The organism is Sphingomonas leidyi (genome assembly GCF_011761945.1).
Classification (GTDB): Bacteria; Pseudomonadota; Alphaproteobacteria; order Sphingomonadales; family Sphingomonadaceae; genus Sphingomonas; species Sphingomonas leidyi.
Map to the genome: position 1 here is coordinate 1,647,611 of NZ_JAASQV010000001.1, position 17,906 is coordinate 1,665,516.

The window sequence follows — 17,906 nt, forward strand, 5'->3', positions numbered from 1 at the left end:
TCTCGCTAACGGGCTTTGGGTATCCAGGCGCTGCCGTGCGATCGATGCGCGATGGACAGCACAGTCATTGGGGGAAGATAGAGCGCGTGCAGAAGCCATAACAGACACAGTATCGGCCTCTTCGGGCATAACAGATTCTTGGCTGCCGGGATGCGGGGCGCTACCAAGCGACATCGTCAACCACTTCCCTTCCCGATAGTCCCCTATGTACCGATACGAGCAGCTGGCCGAGTTGATCATCCGCATGATCGACAATGGCGCCCTCCCGCAGGGATCTCGCGTTCCCTCGGTGCGCGCATTGAGCGCACTATATAGCGTCAGCATCTCGACTGCCTTGCAGGCCTGCCGAAACCTCGAGGATCGCGGAGCAATCGTCGCGCGGCCGCGATCGGGCTTCTATGTCGCACCGAAGCAGCGCAACGCACTTGACCTACCATCTGCTTCTCGTCCCCGCGCGAAATCGTCTACCGTATCGATCAGCGGTGCCGTCGCGGGGTTGCTCGAACATTCCTCGAACCCCGCATTCCTGCCATTCGGCTGCGCCGTGCCCGATGGCGCACTGCTGGAATCTAAGAAACTCGATCTCGCGCTCGCACGTGCAGCTCGCCAGCGTGGCACGCGGTACAATGTCTACGGCACCCCGCAGGGCGACCCGGCGCTCCGCGGCGAGATCGCCAAACGCGCCATCCGCGTCGGGCACATGCTCGCGCCGGATGATGTAGTGATCACGAGCGGCTGCACGGAGGCATTGACGCTGGCGCTGACCGCCGTCGCCAAACCCGGCGATACGATCGCGGTCGAATCCCCCACCTATATGGGATTGCTGCACACTCTGGAGATGCTCGGGTTGAAGGCGCTCGAGCTGCCAACCGATCCCGTCCGCGGCATCGATGTTCTCGCGGTTGGCCGCTTTCTCGAAACGGAGCGGGTGGCTGCGTTTGCCATTGCCTCAAGCTTCAACAATCCGCTCGGCTCGATGATGGCCGAAGCCGACAAGCGGGCGCTGCTCGATCTCCTGCAACGGCATGACATCCCGCTCATCGAGGACGATGTCTATGGCGATCTCTATTTCGGCCTGGAGCGGCCTAAGCCATTCATCGCGCTCGATGGGGGTGCCAATACGATCTATTGCAGCTCGTTCTCGAAGAGCCTGGCGCCCGGCTACCGGATTGGCTGGATCGCGGCGGGCGGCCGCTCCCACCAGGTGATGGAGCGCAAGCTTGCCTTCAGCCTGTGCGGCGCTGTCCTGCCACAGGTCGCGCTCGCCGAATTTCTCGCGAGCGGCGGCCATGACGCCCATCTGCGCCGTGTCCGCCAGCTGCTGCAGGGAACGCTCGCGAGCATGGCAGATGGGATCGAGGCAAGTTTTCCGCCGGAAACGAAGATGAGTCGTCCTTCCGGTGGTTTTGTTCTGTGGCTCGAATTGCCGAAGCCTTTCGATTCACGCGCGCTCTTCGACCGGGCGCTCGAACAAGGCATCTGTTTCGCGCCCGGCGACGTGTTCTCGGCCAGCCGGCGGTTCAGGAATTGCCTCCGCCTGAGCGCCGGACATGGCTGGGACGAGCGGATCGCGGATGGAGTGCGCCGTCTGGGCTTGCTCGCCCACGGATTGCTCTCGGCCGGATAGCTCGATCCACACGAACTCGGAGCTTTGCTCTCGCGCCGCTGAGCCCACAATCCAGGCTCGCGCGAACGGGCACGACATGGCTCGGAACAGGCTCTAAGAGCGCAACGTGCCCAGGCTGCGCCCCAACAGCCGATGGCCCTCTTTCAAAGCAGCCATGATCCTGTGGTTCACCCGTCGCAGTTGGGCCTTGCGGCACTAATGGGTTGGACCGCACCGTTCCAGAGCAACGCGGTCGAAACCACATAGAGGGCCAGGAAACCGAGGTTGAAGGCCGCGCCGCCCAGCCAAGTCGCAACTGGTTCGGGCGCTACGAACGCAAGTCCGGTCCCGATGCCGACCAGCGATACCGGATTCGCGATCAGCGCAAACCAACGCGGCCAGGCCGTCATGCCCAACATGATCGCAGCGCCAAGCCCGAGAAGCGCCAGTCCGAGCGTGGCTACCGGCGGCAACCAGGCGACGCGCAGCACCGTGTCGAACTGCGCACCCAGGCCGAGCATCGCGGGATGCGCCTCTGGCGGCATCGCAAGCATGGTCTTGTAGACCACTATCCCGACATCTGCGACCAGCGCTCCCGCCGCCAACCGCTGTTCGGAGGAAGGCAGCATGCGATCAAGGCCACTGAACGGTATCTGGTCCGTATAGGTGCCGAGCAGCAGTTGTACTGATCAGTAACCAGTTGCCCGTTCATTTCGGTCGTGCGATGCTGCTTGAGTCAGATCGAGAGGGGGCAAGGATGCGTACAGGTATTCTGATCGGACTGGCTTTGGCCGCCATGATTGCTTCATCGGCGCGGGCCTCGGAGACCGTCACCTACACCTATGATGCCAAAGGCCGGCTGGTGAAGGTCGAGCGCTCGGGCACGGTGAACAACGGCGTCAAGGCCGAATACACCCATGACAAGGCCAACAACCGCAAGAACGTGAAGGTCACCGGCTCGCCGAACCCGGCGCCCTGATCTCGCGCGGCGCCCTCTGCGCCCGGATTGATGCTCACAAGATCAAAAGAGGGGGATTCATGCTGAATCACATCGGGCCCGTGCGCCCGCGCGGCCGCCGTACCGTCACCAGGCTGCTCGCCTGTTCGATCCTCACCACCACGGCGATCGGCGGCGCCGTACTCGGCCCCGTCGCCAGGGCGCAGACCGCAGCCACCGTGCCGGTGCGCGAGTCGATCGATGCGAACGGCGTAGACCTGTTCCTGGGAACGATGAATGCCGATGGGCCGGCACTGTCGGCCGGCCAGTCGGGCGCGCAGGGACTGGCCTACAAGCTGATCTTCCGCGGCGGCGGCTCGGGCGACAACCTGATGGCTTCGCTGAGCGTCAGCGGCAGCAGCGTCGTTATCTATATCGGCGGCAAGGCCGATCGCTTCACCGTCTCGGGCAGCACCTATACGGGCACCGAGGGGAACGGGACCAGACTGTCGCTGAGCGGCAATGTCTATACCTACATCATGGCGGACGGCAGCGTCGCCCATTTCACCAAGAACTATGTCGGCGCCTATCCCTATGGCACCACGACCGGCCTCATTACCGACCTCACCCGCCCGGGGGGCGAGGTGCTGACCTACAGCTATGACGGCACCACCTATTGCGCGGCGAACAAGCCCAGCGGCGGGGGCTATATCTGCACCCAGACCAAGACGGCCTACCGGATCGGCAGCGTCACCAACAATTCCAAATATCGGCTGAACTACCTCTATGGGAACTGGGATAGCCTTGACTGGGACCCGGATCAGGTTCCGAACAACACCTATTGGACAGGCTGGGGCGATATCACCGCCGTCTCGATGACGAATACGGCGGTGCCCGGGGCAAGTGTACGAACGCAGAGTTTCGGCTCCAGCGGCGGCGTCTACAACGTCACGGACGAGATCGGCAGGACGACAGGCTATCGCTCCAGCGCTGGTGGCCTATTGGGCATCACCCGGCCCGGCAGCAGCGCCGAGGATGTTACGGTGACCTATTCCGGTGGCCGGGTTTCGGCGGTGACCACGGCGGCCGGAACGACGAGCTATTCGTCCTATGATTCGAGCGGGGTGCGCTATGTGACGGTCACCCCGCCCAACGCGGGCGCGACCAACTACACATTCGACATCGCATCGCAGCGGATGACGTCGAGGATCGATCCGCTCAGCCGGACGACCAGCTGGCAGTATGATGCGAGCGGCCGCGTGACGCGCATTACGCAGCCTGATGGGAACTACACCCAGCTCACCTATGACAGCCGCGGCAACGTGACCGAGAAGCGTGCCGTGGCGAAATCGGGGTCCGGGCTCGCGGACGTCGTGACGCCCGCCGATTACGACGCGTCCTGCATCTCTGCCGCCAAGTGCAACCAGCCCAACTGGACGAAGGATGCGAAGGGCAACCAGACCGATTACACCTACAACACCAGCACCGGCAACCTGCTGACCGTCGCCGCACCTGCTGCGACCAGCGGCGGCACGCGCCCGACCACCACGTACAGCTACACGACCGTCAATGGCGCGCAGCAGGTGAGCAGCATCTCCGCCTGCCAGACCAGTGCGTCCTGCGCGGGCACGGCCGACGAAGTGAAGATCAGCATTTCCTATGACATCAACGGCCTGCCGAATGTCGTCAGCAAGGGCGCCGGCGATGGCTCGCTGACGGCAACCACGACCATCGCCTATGACGATGTCGGCAATGCGCGGACGGTGGACGGGCCGCTCCCGGGCACTGCGGACACCACGCGCTATCGCTATGATGCGGCACGCCAGTTGGTCGGCGTCGTCAGTGCGGACCCGGATGGCGCCGGGCCGCTCAAGCCTCGCGCGCAGCGCACCACCTATGATCCGAAGGGTCGGGTGACGTTGACCGAGACCGGCAACGTCAACAGCCAGAGCGACGGCGATTGGGCCGGCTTCACGAGCCTGCAGCAAGCCGCGACCGACTATGACGGCGTCGATCGCCCGGTGAAGCAGACGGCCAGCGCCGGCGGCACCATCTATCAGGTGACGCAGCGCAGCTATGACGCGGCGGGCACCTATGACTGTTCCGCGGTGCGGATGAACAGCGCGACCTGGGGCTCGCTGCCCGGCGCCTGCACGGCGACCACCACCGGCGCGGCGGGACCGGACCGGATCACGCGCAATCTCTACAACAGCGCCCGCGAAGTCACCACGGTCCAGACCGCCTATGGCACCGCCGACCAGGCGAACGAGGCAACAAGCGCCTATACGAACAACGGCAAGCTGGCGAGCGTGACCGATGGCGAGGGCAACAAGACCAGCTATGAATATGACGGCTTCGACCGGCTGTCGAAGACCTCCTACCCGGTGACGACCGCCGGCTCGGGCACCAGTTCGGGCAGCGATTACGAGCAGCTCGGCTATGACGCGGCGAGCAACGTCACTTCGCGCCGCCTGCGCGACGGGCAGACGATCACCTATGGCTATGACAATCTCAATCGCGTCACCAGCAAAGTCACGCCGGGCAGCGCGCCCAATTGGGATGTGGCCTATAGCTATGACCTGCTGGGCCGGGTGACCAATGCCACGGGCGATGGGTGGGCAGTCAACGCATTCACCTATGACGCGCTCGGACGCGTAGTCACCGAGCAGAATTATAATGCTCCGACCTATCATGCCTATGACCTGGCGGGCCGGCAGACGCGGCTCACCTGGTACGACGGCTTCCATGCCGATTACGACTATTATGTCACCGGCGAGGTGACCGCGATCCGCGAGAATGGCGCAACTTCGGGCGCGGGCGTGCTCGCGACCTATGCCTATGACGATCTCGGCCGGCGGACCAGCGTGACACGCGGCAACGGGACGACGACGAGCTATGGCTATGACGCGGTGTCGCGGCTTACGTCGCTGACCCAGGATCTGGCGGGTAGTGCCTATGACTTCACGCACGGCTTCAGCTACAATCCGGCGGGGCAGATCGCCTCGCTGACTCGCTCGAACGATGCCTATGCCTGGAACGGGCATTACAATGTCGATCGCGGCTATGGGATCAATGGCCTCAACCAGGCGACGAGCGCGGGCTCGACCAGCATCGGCTATGATGGGCGCGGCAACCTGACCAGTTCGGGCAGCTCGGGCTATGGCTATACGGTGGAGAACCAGCTGGTGTCCGGGCCGGGTGTCACGATGAACTACGAGCCCGGCGGCGGGCAGTTGCTGCAATCGTACAACACCGGCACGGGAGTGGACACGCGCTTCCTCTGGTCTGGCAGCCAGATGATAGGGGAAATCAACGCGGGGTCGGCCTGGACACTTATCAAGCGCTACGTGCCGGGCCCGGGCGTGGATGAAACGGTGACATGGTACGAAGGCTCGGGCACGAGCGACCGGCGCTGGCTGCATACCGACGAGCGCGGCTCGGTCGTCGCGGCGACCAACGGCTCGGGCAACGTCATCGGCGTGAACAGCTATGACGAGTACGGCATCCCGGCTGCCGGCAATATCGGGCGGTTCCAGTATACCGGCCAGGCCTGGCTGCCCGAACTGGGCATGTATTATTACAAGGCCCGCATCTACTCGCCGACCCTGGGGCGGTTCATGCAGACAGACTCGGTTGGCTATACCGCCGGCTTGAATCTTTATGCATATACCGGGGGAGACCCAATCAATCTCATTGACCCGACCGGCCATGATGTAACCTGCAATGACGGATACATAATTTCTTCCGAAAACAAGATGGATGAACCTTGCGTCGACCATGGAGGAGTTGACTCGAATTCCTTCACGAATGGACCTGGAACGCACAGTTATGGGATTTTTAGCGGAAGTATTTTGTTCGGGATCAGCGGCGGTGATTTTGGTATATCTTCTGCTCTGTCTGGCGGTGGCTGGGGCGCTCAAACAACACAAGCAACAAATCCGAACATATCGCAAGAGGACCGAGGCTGCCCGTCCTCAGGGCTCCCTTCGACAGGTGCCAGTGGCGTGTGGGGTGGAGCATCAATCGAGGCCGGCATCGGTGCGGTTGGCGCGGGAGGACAAGCGTCTGTATCTAGACTGAGATTTGATAACGGCACGGTTGTCAATTACATGACTACCGGCGGGTTCGCTGGAACCCTCAACCAAGGTAAGGGTCTCACCTTGGGCGCGGCTGCGGGTATAGGCGGCGGGTTGACGTTCTCCAACGCGGGTAGCCCTAGTGACCTGACCGGAGAGGCCATGACTTACAACGTCAATGTTGCCATTTTCAGTGGAAGCCTGTCACTTGGTAATGGCGGCATATTTAGTCTCAACTTAGGAATTGCCAAGGGGTTGGGACTTGATGTGAGTGGATACAAAACGAACACTAAGATTTTGTCTACCGGCTGCTATCCACGCTAGCACAGTTTTTTCTGGGATGAGCGTCATGAAAGAGATTTGGTTCAAGAAAATACTGTGGGGCTATATTCCATCCAATTGGAAGGGATGGGCCTCTATTTTTGCTTTGTTGCTCCTATTCGGTATCATGTATGCTGTGGTATCACTATTGATACACTTGTCTCACCGGAATGATCTAGACTTTTTACCATTTTTTTCCGCTTTTCCGGTGGTAATCGTGGGCTGGATAATCGCCGCGCGTCACAGTTGAATATCGGCTGGAGCTACGGATAGCAAAGGAGCATTGCCTCACCAGGCCATACACATCTGATCCCAGTCCGGGTTGGCGAGGCGGTGCTCGCAATCAACAGCTATGACGAATATGGCGTCCCGCCAGCGGAAATCAGAATCACTTCCAATATGCCAGCCGCTCCGGAAACCGCGATTTACATCATGCTTGAGCCGGGCCGCCACCCGGATCGCGCCCGCCCGATCGCGCCCGATCGGGCGGTGCCTGCGCCCTAGCTCACCGTCAGCCCCGTCAGAGCTTCCATGAGCTGCGTATTGTCAAACACAACCAGCGGGCGCCCGGTCTGGTCGTTCACCTGCTCGAACCGCCGCTGCAGGGCCATGATTTCCAGGGCGAGAAACATCAGTACCGAGTGGAGCGGGTTCCCCGGCGTCGTGCCCCGCGCCGGCACGATGCCGATCAGCGAGGGCGGCACCCGGTGCGCGGCAAGCACGTCGTCGCGCGTCGCCGTCTTGATCCCCAGGAATTCGTCCTTCGCACCCACTTCGGCGATCGGCAGGATCTTGAGGCTGCCCTCCTTCCCGCCTGGCGCATGCACGAACAGATTCTTGAGGCGCTTTTGTCACCGGCGAAACCACCGCCGTACCTTGGAGTGGCTCTTTCGGTTATGGAGGGTCGCTGGGCGGACAGGTCGGAGTGGCGAAGGACCTTCAGTCATTTGCTGGAGAGTATAGCGTAATCGGCTTGGGCGTTGGTCCCGTCGCCGTTAACTACTCCTTCACCAGAGGAAACATTCTATCACCCATATCGGTTTCCGCTGGCCCGGCGATAAACATGATACCATGGCCACCGCTGCCGGTAAGTGGACATTACTCTCAAGGTAAGACAGAATTACTCCCATTACCATTTACGAACATGAGTGAATGCTAATGATTATACATAGAGGTGCGCTACTAGCATTTATTTTGCTATCCATTGCAATCACGATTGCATCGTGGATGACTAATTTCTTGCCTTTAATATACATGACGCCTTTGCTTATACTATGCGGAATGACATTTATATTGCGTTGCCCGGCGTGTAACCATTCACCTTTTGTCTGGAAGCTTGGGCCGTTTCAGGTGGGCGTTCCTTGGGTGCGCAGAAAATGCCCCAACTGTGGTGAAGGAATCACATAGAGTTTGGATGCCATGACGAATACGGCATCCCGGCTGCCGGCAGTATCGGGCGGTTCCAATATACCGGCTAGGCCTGGATGCCCGAGCTGGGCATGTATTATTGCAAGGCCCGCATCTATTCGCCCACCCTGGGACGCTTCATGCAGGCAGACTCGGTTGGCTATGATGTAACCTGCAATGATGGATACATCATTTCTTCCGAAAGCAAGATGGATGAACCTTGCATCGACCATGGAGGTATCGACTCGAATTCCTTCACGAATGGACCTGGAACGCACAGTTATGGGATCTTTAGCGGAAGTATTTTGTTCAGGATCAGCGGCGGTGATTTTGGTATATCTTCCGTTTCTTCTCCACCATTAGGTCGCCAGCCATGGACAAGGTAATTTTAATCGATGCGACGTGGCGCATAACGAAAATATTGTTTTTCTTCGTTCAAATTATGTCTATTGTGGTTTTTTCGTCGATTATTTTGTATGGTAAAGGAATTTCTGTATATCAAGTCGTCGGCGCATACGTTATATTCTTGATATTAAGCGCAGTACTATTTTTTATCATGGTGGCCATTATTAGGATGGTGCGAGATAAATATAAAAACTAGGTGGTGGGCATTTGCTGAGCTTTAAAAAGGTGCCCCGCCAGGTGCCTGGCTAATGCCTCCGGCTGGGCCACCACCAGGCACTACGTGCCGCCCGGGCGCGGCGGTAGCATTATAACAATGCTGAACGCGACGCGGCATCCGCTGGACATGTAGGAAATCGCGATTCACATCGTGATCGAACCGGGCCGCAGTGCGCCGGCAATTTCATTCGGCTTGGCGTTCGGAATACGCGCTCGAAGCGCGTCGAACGCCTCGCTCGACAGCGTCACATTGGGGGCAACCTACTCACGCTCGACCGTGCCCAGGCCTCGCCTTCGGAGGCCGGCTTCTGATGCCCGATGGCGCCACAGCCGGGATTGAGGCAAATAGTGCAACATGCCGGGGGAAAGAGCGCCGCACAGTTCCGGGAATCGATGCGACCCCGCTGTCCCGCCGCGGCCAGGCCTGCTGGGGCCATGAAGATGCACCCCGCCGATCCGGATGCGGACCTCCTGGCCGGCGCGGTCGTCGGCGAACGCGAGGCGTTCCGGCTGCTCGTGGAGCGCCACTATGACCGCATCCATGGCCTGGCCTGGCAGTTGACCGGCTCGCGTGCCGATGCCGAAGACGTCGCCCAGGATGTGTGCTGCACGCTGGTCGAGCGGATCGGCAGCTTTCGCGGCGAGGCGAAATTCTCCACCTGGCTGTGCGGCATCGTATTCAATGCCTGCCGCGACGTGCACCGTCGCCGCCGGTCGTTCGGGGGCGTCGCCCAGCGGCTTGCGGTGCTGGCCGGGCTGGCGCGGGGGCCGGACGGGCGCGACCTGCACGACGCGCTCTGGGTGAAGAGCGCGATCGCCCGCCTGCCCCCGGCCTATCGCGATACTGCGATTCTCGTCGCCGGACAGCAGCTGACGCATGCCGAGGCCGGCGCGATCCTCGGCGTGGCGGAGGCGACGGTCTCGTGGCGCATGCACGAAGTACGGCGGATGGTCGCCGGGAAGCCGGGCGCGGACGACTGATCCGTCCGCGCGGAAAAAATTCCGATCCTCGCCCAAGGATCTCCCGGAACCGCGCGTCCAAGGGGGATGCGGACGATCTCGCCCGCTGTAACCAAGGGAGAAAGACATGCCCCGTTTGTCCCAGGCGCTCGCCACCGGACTCATGCTGGCACTGGTCGCAGCCTGCACCGATTCCGACAGGCGCGTCGCCGCGATTCCCGATCCGGCCGCTGCCGCGCCGGCACCCGAGGCGAAGACCGCGCAGGAAGCGCAGGACATCGTCTTGACCGGCTCGCGCGTGGCAGGCCGCCGCGACTCCGCGACGCCCGTCACGGCCCTCTCGTCCGCTTCGCCCGCCTTCGCACCCGCAGCCCGCAGCCGCGGCTATGTCGCGCGGGCCGAGCCGATGCCGGCGCCCCCCTATTATCGCGACACCGGGCGCGACAAGTTCACCGCGACGCAGCAGAACGCCTTCAAGATCGTCCGCGAAGAGCCCGTCTCCACCTTCTCGCTCGACGTCGATACCGCCTCCTATTCGTTCGTACGCGCGTCGCTGAACCAGAATGTCCTGCCGCAGCCGGCAGCGGTGCGGACCGAGGAGATGGTCAATTATTTCCCCTATGACTATGCGCCCGCGCGCACCGCGGACCAGCCGTTCAGCACCAATGTCGCCGTGTTCCCGAGCCCCTGGTCGCCGGGGCGCAAGCTCGTCAGGATCGGCGTGAAGGGATATGAGATCCAGCGCGCGTCCCGTCCGCGCGCCAATCTCGTCTTCCTGATCGACACATCGGGCTCGATGAACGCGCCCAACAAGCTTCCCCTGGTCAAGCAGTCGCTGGCGATGCTGCTCGACCAGCTGGACGGCAAGGACAGCGTGGCGATCGTCACCTATGCCGGCAGCGCGGGCACTGCGCTCGAGCCCACTCCGGCGAGCAGCAAGGACAAGATACTGGCCGTGATCGACCGGCTGGGTGCGGGCGGCAGCACGGCGGGCGCCGAAGGCATCCGCCAGGCCTATGCGCTCGCCGAGCAGAACTTCGATCCCAAGGGCGTCAACCGCGTGATCCTGGCGACCGATGGCGACTTCAACGTCGGCATCACCAACGACAACGAGCTGAAGGGCTATGTCGAGCGCGAGCGCGGCAAGGGCGTGTTCCTCTCGGTGCTGGGCTTCGGCATGGGCAATTACAATGATGCGCTGATGCAGACGCTCGCCCAGAACGGCAATGGCGCGGCCGCCTATATCGACACGATCGGCGAGGCGCGGAAGACGCTCGTCGACGAAGCGACCTCGACGCTGTTCCCCATCGCGAAGGATGTGAAGATCCAGGTCGAGTTCAATCCCCGCGCCGTCTCCGAATATCGGCTGATCGGCTATGAGACGCGGATGCTGAACCGCGACGACTTCGACAATGACAAGGTCGATGCCGGCGATGTCGGATCCGGCCAGACCGTGACGGCCATCTACGAAGTGACTCCGGTCGGCGGCCCGCGCGCCATCGGCGACCTGCGCTACGCGGAGCAGGCGCCTGTCGCGGCAGGCGCCCGGAGCGACGAACTGGGCTTCGTCAAGATCCGCTACAAGCTGCCCAAGTCCGACACGAGCCGCCTCCTCACCACGCCGATCGATCGCGGCACCACCTTCGCCCGGTTCGAGGACGCGCCCCGGGACGCGCGCTTCGCGGCCGCGGTGGCGGGCTTCGCCGAGCTGTTGCGCGGCGGGCGCTACAATGGCCAGCTCGGCTTCGATGAAGTCCTGGGCATGGCAAGCGCGGCGCGCGGAGAAGATGGTTTCGGCTATCGCTCGGAGTTCATCCAGCTCGTCCGCGCGGCCAAGACCGCCCATGCGATGGCGGCACTCCAATGATGACTCGATGGGTGCCGCCGCCAGGCGGCGGCACCTTCACGAGGCTACGGCCGTGCGCGATCATGCCTTCGACCTGGCCGATATTGCCGCTATAGATCGCCCAATGCCCGTACCCAGCCTCCGCTCCCCTTCCGGCTTCGGCACTTGCCGCCCCGCCGGCATGGAGGCCTGAATGGATCGCGACGACGATATCGCCCGGCTGCTGCCCGAGCCGCCACCGCCACGCCCTGGCGGGCGCAGTGCGGCGATCGCGCGTGCCATGCGCAGGTTCGACGGCGATGAGCAACCGATTGCAACCACCCCGCCCGGCCAGCCGGCGGCACCTGTCCGCCGGTGGCGCCAGCGGACGCAGATCGGCGCCTTCGCATCCATCCTGCTCGTCGCGGTGATTGCGATTCCCCTCGCCCTGCAAAGACAGGCCGAGACGCCGCCAGCCCCCGGTCGGCCCGTGCCGGCAATCGAACGGACAGTGGCGACCGGGCCGGCGCGGCCCCAGGCCCCGGCACCCGAGCGCCCCGTCCCGATCCGGCGGGCCTCTCCGCATTTGCCTCCCACGCCCCCTTCCGCAGCCGCAAGGCCGGAGCCGGAGCCCCAGGCAGAGGCGCAAGCGGAACCCCGGCAAGCCGCTCCCACGACAGGCTATGCTCCCTTTGCGAGCCAGGACCTGGCGGCATCCTCGCAGCAGGATGCGGCGCCCTCCCCGGCGGCGCCACGCGCCAGGATGGCCGCGGCCCGGCCTGCACCGCTGCCGAGCGCGCCGATCGTCGTCACCGGCGGAAGGCTCGCCGCACCCTCCGCGGCCACGGGCACGCCCGTTACCGTGGCCGGTGAAGCCGAATCCGGTGCCGGCGAGATCATCGTAACCACCGCACGCAAATCCCGCGCCCGCAGAGCCGCCCGGCGCGGCGATTGGAACGCCTGCACGGTCCAGGATCCGGAACGGAGCCTGCGCGCCTGCAAGCGGCTGGTCGATCCCGGCGCGAAGGGAGACGCCGGCGTCGCGGCCGCGCGGCTGGCGGACGGGCTGACGCGGGCATGGCAAGGCGATTGGCAGGGCGCGATCGGTGCGCTGGACCAAGCCGTTGCGGTGCGGCCCGAACTCGCCTTCGCCTATCTCAACCGGGGCCTGGCCCATGGCCAGGAAGGCGACCTCGCGCGCGCGGAGGCGGATCTCGATCTCGCCGTGCGCTATGCACCGCATGCGGCGCGCGGCTATTACAATCGGGGTCTCGTCCGCCGCATGCGCGGCAACGAACGCGGCGCGGACGCCGATATGGCGCGCGCCCGGGAACTCGATACGCGGTATGAAGCGCTGGGGGATTGAACCGGCCCGGCGGCCGGGGCACGGAATTGCCGCCCCCGGAGCCGTGCCGGCCGGCCCTCAGCCTCTCGTCGGGTCGATCAGGAACTTCTCGCCCGTCGCCTTGCGCTCATAGCTCCGGAGAACCTCCGGATCGAGCGCCTCGGCCAGGCCGATGACCCGTGTGTAATGGCTCGCGAAGGTCGTCGTCAGCTCGTCCGCCACGCGCCTGCGCATCCGGTCCGCCGCTTCCGCGCCCGCCTTGCGCAGGAACGGGAAGAGCAGCCAGCCGGAAACGCTCCACTGGAAGCCGAAGGCCAGCCGGTTGAGCGTGGTCGGCGACAGGTCGAGCGCGCCATAGATGTAGAGCTGCTTGAAGACCTCCGATCCATAGCGATTATACGCGCTCATGCGCCGGACGGCCGCACGCTCCATGGCCTGGACGATCTCGCTGCCGAGCGTGCCGCCGCCGATCGCGTCGAAGGCGATGGTGGCGCCGGTTTCCGCCACCGCATCGGTGAGCCGGGCCGCGAAATCGGCATCCTTGCTGTTGAGGACATAGGTCGCCCCGATCGCGCGCAATATGTCGGCCTGCTCGTCGGATCGGACGATGTTGACGAGCGGAATGCCGTCGGCGAGGCAGATCTTCTGGAGCATCTGGCCGAGATTCGAGGCGGCGGCGGTATGGACGATCGCCGCATGCCCTTCGCGCCGTGCCGTCTCGACGAAACCCAGGGCCGTGAGCGGGTTCACGAACATCGAGGCGCCGTCGGCGGAAGTCGCGCCTTCCGGCAGCGGAATCACGTCCCGCGCCTTGATCCGGCGATAGTCGGCATACATCGCGCCACCCACCATCCCGACGCGCTTGCCTTCGAGTGCCGCGGCGTCCTTGCCGGCGGCGACGACGATACCGGCGCCTTCATTGCCGACCGGCATCGACTGCCCCACCCTTCCCCGCACGCTTCCAAGCCGCGCGCCAGGCACGGTGAAGGCGAGTCCGGGGCGATCGCCGCCGGTTTCCCGCAACGTCGCCAGATCGGCGGGGCCGAGCAACAGCCCCAGGTCGCTGGGGTTGATCGGTGTCGCTTCGATGCGGACGACGATCTCGTCATCGGCCGGCTCGCCGATCTCGACATCGAGCAGCGACAGGGAGAGCGTGCCGTCCTCGGCGATTTTCGAATGCAGCTCGCGCCCGGCAAATGTCATGTCTCTCTCCGCCTGGATTGGTGAAGCGACAGAGATGGTGCGGAGCCCGGCGACTGCAAGAAGGACTGCAGGAAGGATGGAAAGCCGCTCGATGGGGGGTGAATGCCCTTTCCCCTCCGGTCGCCCCCAAACGGTACGGATCGGCCGCGACTAAGGGTTTCTACGGAATGGGACATGCCCCCCGATCGCTTACTTCCGAATAGGTTGGAGCCGGAGAGGTTATGACCGACAGCAAATATTTCGCGCAGCGCGCCGATGAGGAGCGTGATGCAGCGATGAAAGCCAAGGGAATGGCCAGCTTCCGCGCGCATATGGGCATGGCGCAGGAATATGAGCGCCGCGCGCGTGGCTTCAAACCCCGCCACGCCGACAAGGTCGTGCTCGACTGAACGTTCGCGGCGGCTGCATCGCGCGGCTTCCACCTTCCCGAATCGGGCCCGCGCCCCTTCGCGCCACCACCCTGGCCTTCGCCGATCCGCGCCCGTGCCCGATCAGCGAAGATCCGCCCCGGCGCGTGCCGGGGCGGAGGTTTTCGCGCATCAGAACTCGGCGCTGACGCCAAGAGTGAAGGTGCGGCCGCTGGTGGTGTAGACCACCCGGCGCGCGATCGGGCCGCCGGCAAACTGCTCGATCGGCTCGTTGGTGAGGTTGATCCCCTCGGCAATCAGGCGGACGCCCTTCATCAGGTTCACATGCGCCTGGAAATCGATGTTGTGCGTGGCGGCGATATAGTCGCCGACATTCCCCACCGTGCCCAGGCCGGTATAGTATTTGCTCCGATAGGCGTCGGACACGCGCACGCCCCAGTCCTTGTCCTCATAGTAGAGCGTCGCGTTCGCCGCCCATTTCGACAGGCTGAACAGCGGCAGGCGGACGAAGGTGTTGCCCACCTTGCCCTGCTGGTGCCCGTCGAACCAGGTGCCGTTGACGACCATGCCGAGATGCTTGAGCGGCCCCGGCAGGAAGGTGAAGTCGTGCTGGAACGCCACTTCGATGCCCTTGATGTCCGCGCCGGGGCCGTTGATGGGCTGGCTCACGTCATAGGGGGTGCTGGCATTCTGGTCCTGGATCAGCAGCGACAGCGGCAGGCCGGTCTGACCATAGGGGATGGTGACCGTGGACGGCGAGATGAAGCTGTCCATGTTCTTGTAGAAGAAGCCGACCGAGGCGAAGCCGGTACGGTCCATATACCATTCGATCGAGCCCTCGACCGAGGTGGCCTTGTAGGGCTTGAGGAACGGGTTGCCGAGGCTGAGGCTGCCGCCGTTCGGGCGCGTGGTGATCGAGCCGGCCGCAGCCAGATCCCCCAGGCCCGGACGGTTGACGTTGCGGCTGGCGCTGACGCGCACCACCAGGTTCCTGGTCACGTCGAGCGCGACATTGGCGGCGGGCAGCCAGCCATTGCTGTTGGTCTCGATCGAGACCGGCACGAAGCCGGAGCCGGTGGCAAGATGCCCCGACGAGGTCAGATCGGTCGAGAAGTAGCGAAGGCCCGCATTGGCGCGCAGGCGCATGTCGCCGACATGGGTATCCAGGTCGAACTGGGCGAACCCGTTCCAGGTCTTCTCGTCGACCCGATAGTCGCTGCCCGCCTGCAGATTGGCGGCGGTCAGGTCGCGCTTGTCGCCGACATAGGCATAGATCGCGTCGACATTGCCGACGATGTACTGCAGCAGCGTGTCGGGCCCGACGAGCTGTTTCATGCCGTTCGGCACGGGGATGTTCGCCGGCACGTTGTGGAACACCTTGTTGGCCCAGGTATAGCCCGTATTGGTGAACTTCTTGTAGGCGCCGCCGGCCTTGAAGGTCAGGCCGCCGCCCAGGTCGTAGGCGGCATCCAGCTTGCCGTTGAGATAGCGGTTGGTGATCGCATTCTCCTGCACGTCCAGGCGCTGGACGGTCCAGAGATCGGGGTTCTTCAGGTCGATGCCATAGGTGTTGACCGGGATGCGCGGCCGGGTGTCGTAGCTGAACGGCGTCTGCTTCGCCTCCATGAACACCTTGTCGAACACCGGCTGGGCGAAGTCCGACTGTTCATAGCCGCCCAGCGCATGGATGGTCAGCCGATCGCCGATCTTCCAGCTCAGATTGGCGACGCCCTGATAGAAATCGGTGTGGTTTTTGACGATGTGATGCTCGGAGCGCAGGTCGATGCCCGTATAGCTCGCGGCGCGCAGCGTATTGGTGTCGTCGATCACCGCGCTGCGGATCACCTGCGTGCCGCCGACGCTGGCGCCGGTCAGCGGGTTGCTGCCCGCAGTGGCCAGCGCATAATCGTCGCGATAGTCCCACAGGCGGCCATAGAGGAAGTCGACGTCGAGCTTGAAATCGTCGCCCGGGTGATACTGGACCGACGAGGTGATCCCGAGCCGGCGGCGATCGGTATACCAGGTCGAGGGCGACTGGGCGGTCGGCTGATACACGCCGGCGAGCAGCTTGGCACGGGTCGCCGCGTCGATCTCGGGGCCGATATTGGTGGCGCCATATTTGGTCAGGCCCCAGCCCCAGTTGCGATAGCCATATTCGTTGCTCTTGATCTGGCTATAGGCGACCGAGACCAGCGCACCGAAATCGCCGGAGCGAGTCGAGGCCAGGCCGACGACGCGCGGGGTGACTCCGCTGGTGTTGGTGTTCGTCTGGCCCTTGGCGGAGACGACGAACTTCGAACCGGCATAGTCGAACGGCTTGGCGCTGTAGAGTTGCACGGTGCCGGCGATACCGCCCTCGTCCTGCTCCGCCGCGAACGACTTCTGCACCGCGACGCGGTTGAACAGTTCGGACGCGAACAGGCTGTAGTCGAACGAGCGCGAACGGCTGACCGCGCCGCGATTGTCCATGCCCGAGGCGGTGTTACCCATCACTTCCATGCCGTTCAGCTGGGTGCGGGTGAAATCCGCGCCCAGGCCGCGAAGCGCGATCTGCCGGCCCTCGCCGGTGTCGCGGGTGATGGTGATGCCGGGGATGCGCTGCAGCGCCTCGGCGAGATTCAGGTCGGGAAAGGCGGCGATATCGGAGGCGACGATATTGTCCTCGGCGCCGACGGCCTTGCGCTTCAGCTGCTGCGCCGCGGTGAGGCTCTCGCGATAGCCGGAAACGACGATCTCGGACTCTTCCTGGACGCGCGGCGCCTCGGGCTCGGCCTGCGCAGCGGCTTGCGCGACCGGCTTGGCGGCACCGGCATGAACGGCGCGGCGCGGCGCGGCCACCGCCCGCGCCGGCGTAAGCACCACAACGCCGCCGCGCATCGAGGCGATCAGGTTGGTGCCGCGCAGCAGCTGATCAAGCGCCGCGCGCACGGTGAGCGCACCCCGCACCCCGCCGGTGCGGCGGCCGGCGACCACGTTCGGCGCGACCACCACCTGCACGCCGGTGGCCTGCGAGAACTGCGAAATGGCGGTGCGCAGGTCCGACGCGCCGATGTCGAAGCGCATCTGCACGTGCATCGAGACTTCGGCGCTGCGTGCCTGGGCCATGGCCGGCATGGCGAGCATGATTGCCACTGCCATGAGTGAAATTCCCCTAGTGCGATCCATTATGTTCCTCCGCTCGGGCGCGATGTGCGCCTCCGGGGAGGAAGACGGGGGCCGATCAGCTTCCGGACAAAA

11 protein-coding genes are annotated in these 17,906 nt (G+C 63.9%); 7 read left to right on the forward strand and 4 right to left on the reverse strand.

Annotated elements, in window-relative coordinates; translation table 11 throughout:
• The first annotated feature begins 205 nt into the window (after window positions 1-205).
• Entirely contained in the window at window positions 206-1,627 is a 1,422-nt protein-coding gene (locus FHR20_RS07900) for an aminotransferase-like domain-containing protein (protein ID WP_167298974.1), read from the forward strand.
• Between the two features lie 167 nt (window positions 1,628-1,794).
• Here the strand turns inward: FHR20_RS07900 and FHR20_RS07905 are convergent, their stop codons facing one another.
• Window positions 1,795-2,235, reverse strand: a complete 441-nt coding sequence (locus FHR20_RS07905) for a hypothetical protein (protein WP_167298975.1) — start codon at window positions 2,233-2,235, stop codon at window positions 1,795-1,797.
• Window positions 2,236-2,363: 128 nt separating this feature from the next.
• On the opposite strand from FHR20_RS07905, the gene FHR20_RS07910 reads away from it, so the two are divergent.
• On the forward strand, window positions 2,364-2,585 hold the full coding sequence (locus FHR20_RS07910; protein ID WP_243857150.1) for a hypothetical protein: 222 nt from the start codon (window positions 2,364-2,366) through the stop codon (window positions 2,583-2,585).
• 59 nt (window positions 2,586-2,644) lie between these two features.
• Window positions 2,645-6,943 carry an RHS repeat domain-containing protein gene (locus FHR20_RS07915; RefSeq protein ID WP_167298976.1) on the forward strand — a complete coding sequence of 1,433 codons (4,299 nt, stop codon included), beginning with the start codon at window positions 2,645-2,647 and terminating at the stop codon, window positions 6,941-6,943.
• A 497-nt stretch (window positions 6,944-7,440) separates the two neighbouring features.
• Here the strand turns inward: FHR20_RS07915 and FHR20_RS07920 are convergent, their stop codons facing one another.
• Window positions 7,441-7,767, reverse strand: a complete 327-nt coding sequence (locus FHR20_RS07920; RefSeq protein ID WP_208413441.1) for a phage portal family protein — start codon at window positions 7,765-7,767, stop codon at window positions 7,441-7,443.
• Window positions 7,768-9,403: 1,636 nt separating this feature from the next.
• Here FHR20_RS07920 and FHR20_RS07925 point away from each other — a divergent pair.
• From FHR20_RS07925 to FHR20_RS07935, 3 genes are all read left to right on the forward strand, one after another.
• Window positions 9,404-9,949, forward strand: a complete 546-nt coding sequence (locus FHR20_RS07925) for an RNA polymerase sigma factor (protein ID WP_243857151.1) — start codon at window positions 9,404-9,406, stop codon at window positions 9,947-9,949.
• Window positions 9,950-10,055: 106 nt separating this feature from the next.
• On the forward strand, window positions 10,056-11,795 hold the full coding sequence (locus FHR20_RS07930; protein ID WP_167298978.1) for a vWA domain-containing protein: 1,740 nt from the start codon (window positions 10,056-10,058) through the stop codon (window positions 11,793-11,795).
• A gap of 172 nt (window positions 11,796-11,967) precedes the next feature.
• Entirely contained in the window at window positions 11,968-13,119 is a 1,152-nt protein-coding gene (locus FHR20_RS07935) for a tetratricopeptide repeat protein (protein WP_167298979.1), read from the forward strand.
• 57 nt (window positions 13,120-13,176) lie between these two features.
• Here FHR20_RS07935 and FHR20_RS07940 read toward each other — a convergent pair whose 3' ends face one another.
• A complete protein-coding gene (locus FHR20_RS07940) occupies window positions 13,177-14,301 on the reverse strand; it encodes a zinc-binding dehydrogenase (RefSeq protein WP_167298980.1) in 1,125 nt (374 codons plus the stop codon).
• 221 nt (window positions 14,302-14,522) lie between these two features.
• On the opposite strand from FHR20_RS07940, the gene FHR20_RS07945 reads away from it, so the two are divergent.
• On the forward strand, window positions 14,523-14,690 hold the full coding sequence (locus FHR20_RS07945; protein ID WP_167298981.1) for a hypothetical protein: 168 nt from the start codon (window positions 14,523-14,525) through the stop codon (window positions 14,688-14,690).
• Window positions 14,691-14,840: 150 nt separating this feature from the next.
• Here FHR20_RS07945 and FHR20_RS07950 read toward each other — a convergent pair whose 3' ends face one another.
• A complete protein-coding gene (locus tag FHR20_RS07950) occupies window positions 14,841-17,807 on the reverse strand; it encodes a TonB-dependent receptor (protein WP_243857152.1) in 2,967 nt (988 codons plus the stop codon).
• Window positions 17,808-17,906: the final 99 nt, after the last annotated feature.

Coding starts and splice junctions, on each gene's coding strand:
- FHR20_RS07945 (WP_167298981.1), top strand. CDS start 14,523: ATGACCGACAGCAAATATTTCGCGCAGCGCGCCGATGAGGAGCGTGAT.
- FHR20_RS07905 (WP_167298975.1), bottom strand. CDS start 2,235: ATGCTGCCTTCCTCCGAACAGCGGTTGGCGGCGGGAGCGCTGGTCGCA.
- FHR20_RS07900 (WP_167298974.1), top strand. CDS start 206: ATGTACCGATACGAGCAGCTGGCCGAGTTGATCATCCGCATGATCGAC.
- FHR20_RS07935 (WP_167298979.1), top strand. CDS start 11,968: ATGGATCGCGACGACGATATCGCCCGGCTGCTGCCCGAGCCGCCACCG.
- FHR20_RS07950 (WP_243857152.1), bottom strand. CDS start 17,807: ATGGCAGTGGCAATCATGCTCGCCATGCCGGCCATGGCCCAGGCACGC.
- FHR20_RS07915 (WP_167298976.1), top strand. CDS start 2,645: ATGCTGAATCACATCGGGCCCGTGCGCCCGCGCGGCCGCCGTACCGTC.
- FHR20_RS07940 (WP_167298980.1), bottom strand. CDS start 14,301: ATGACATTTGCCGGGCGCGAGCTGCATTCGAAAATCGCCGAGGACGGC.
- FHR20_RS07925 (WP_243857151.1), top strand. CDS start 9,404: ATGAAGATGCACCCCGCCGATCCGGATGCGGACCTCCTGGCCGGCGCG.
- FHR20_RS07910 (WP_243857150.1), top strand. CDS start 2,364: ATGCGTACAGGTATTCTGATCGGACTGGCTTTGGCCGCCATGATTGCT.
- FHR20_RS07930 (WP_167298978.1), top strand. CDS start 10,056: ATGCCCCGTTTGTCCCAGGCGCTCGCCACCGGACTCATGCTGGCACTG.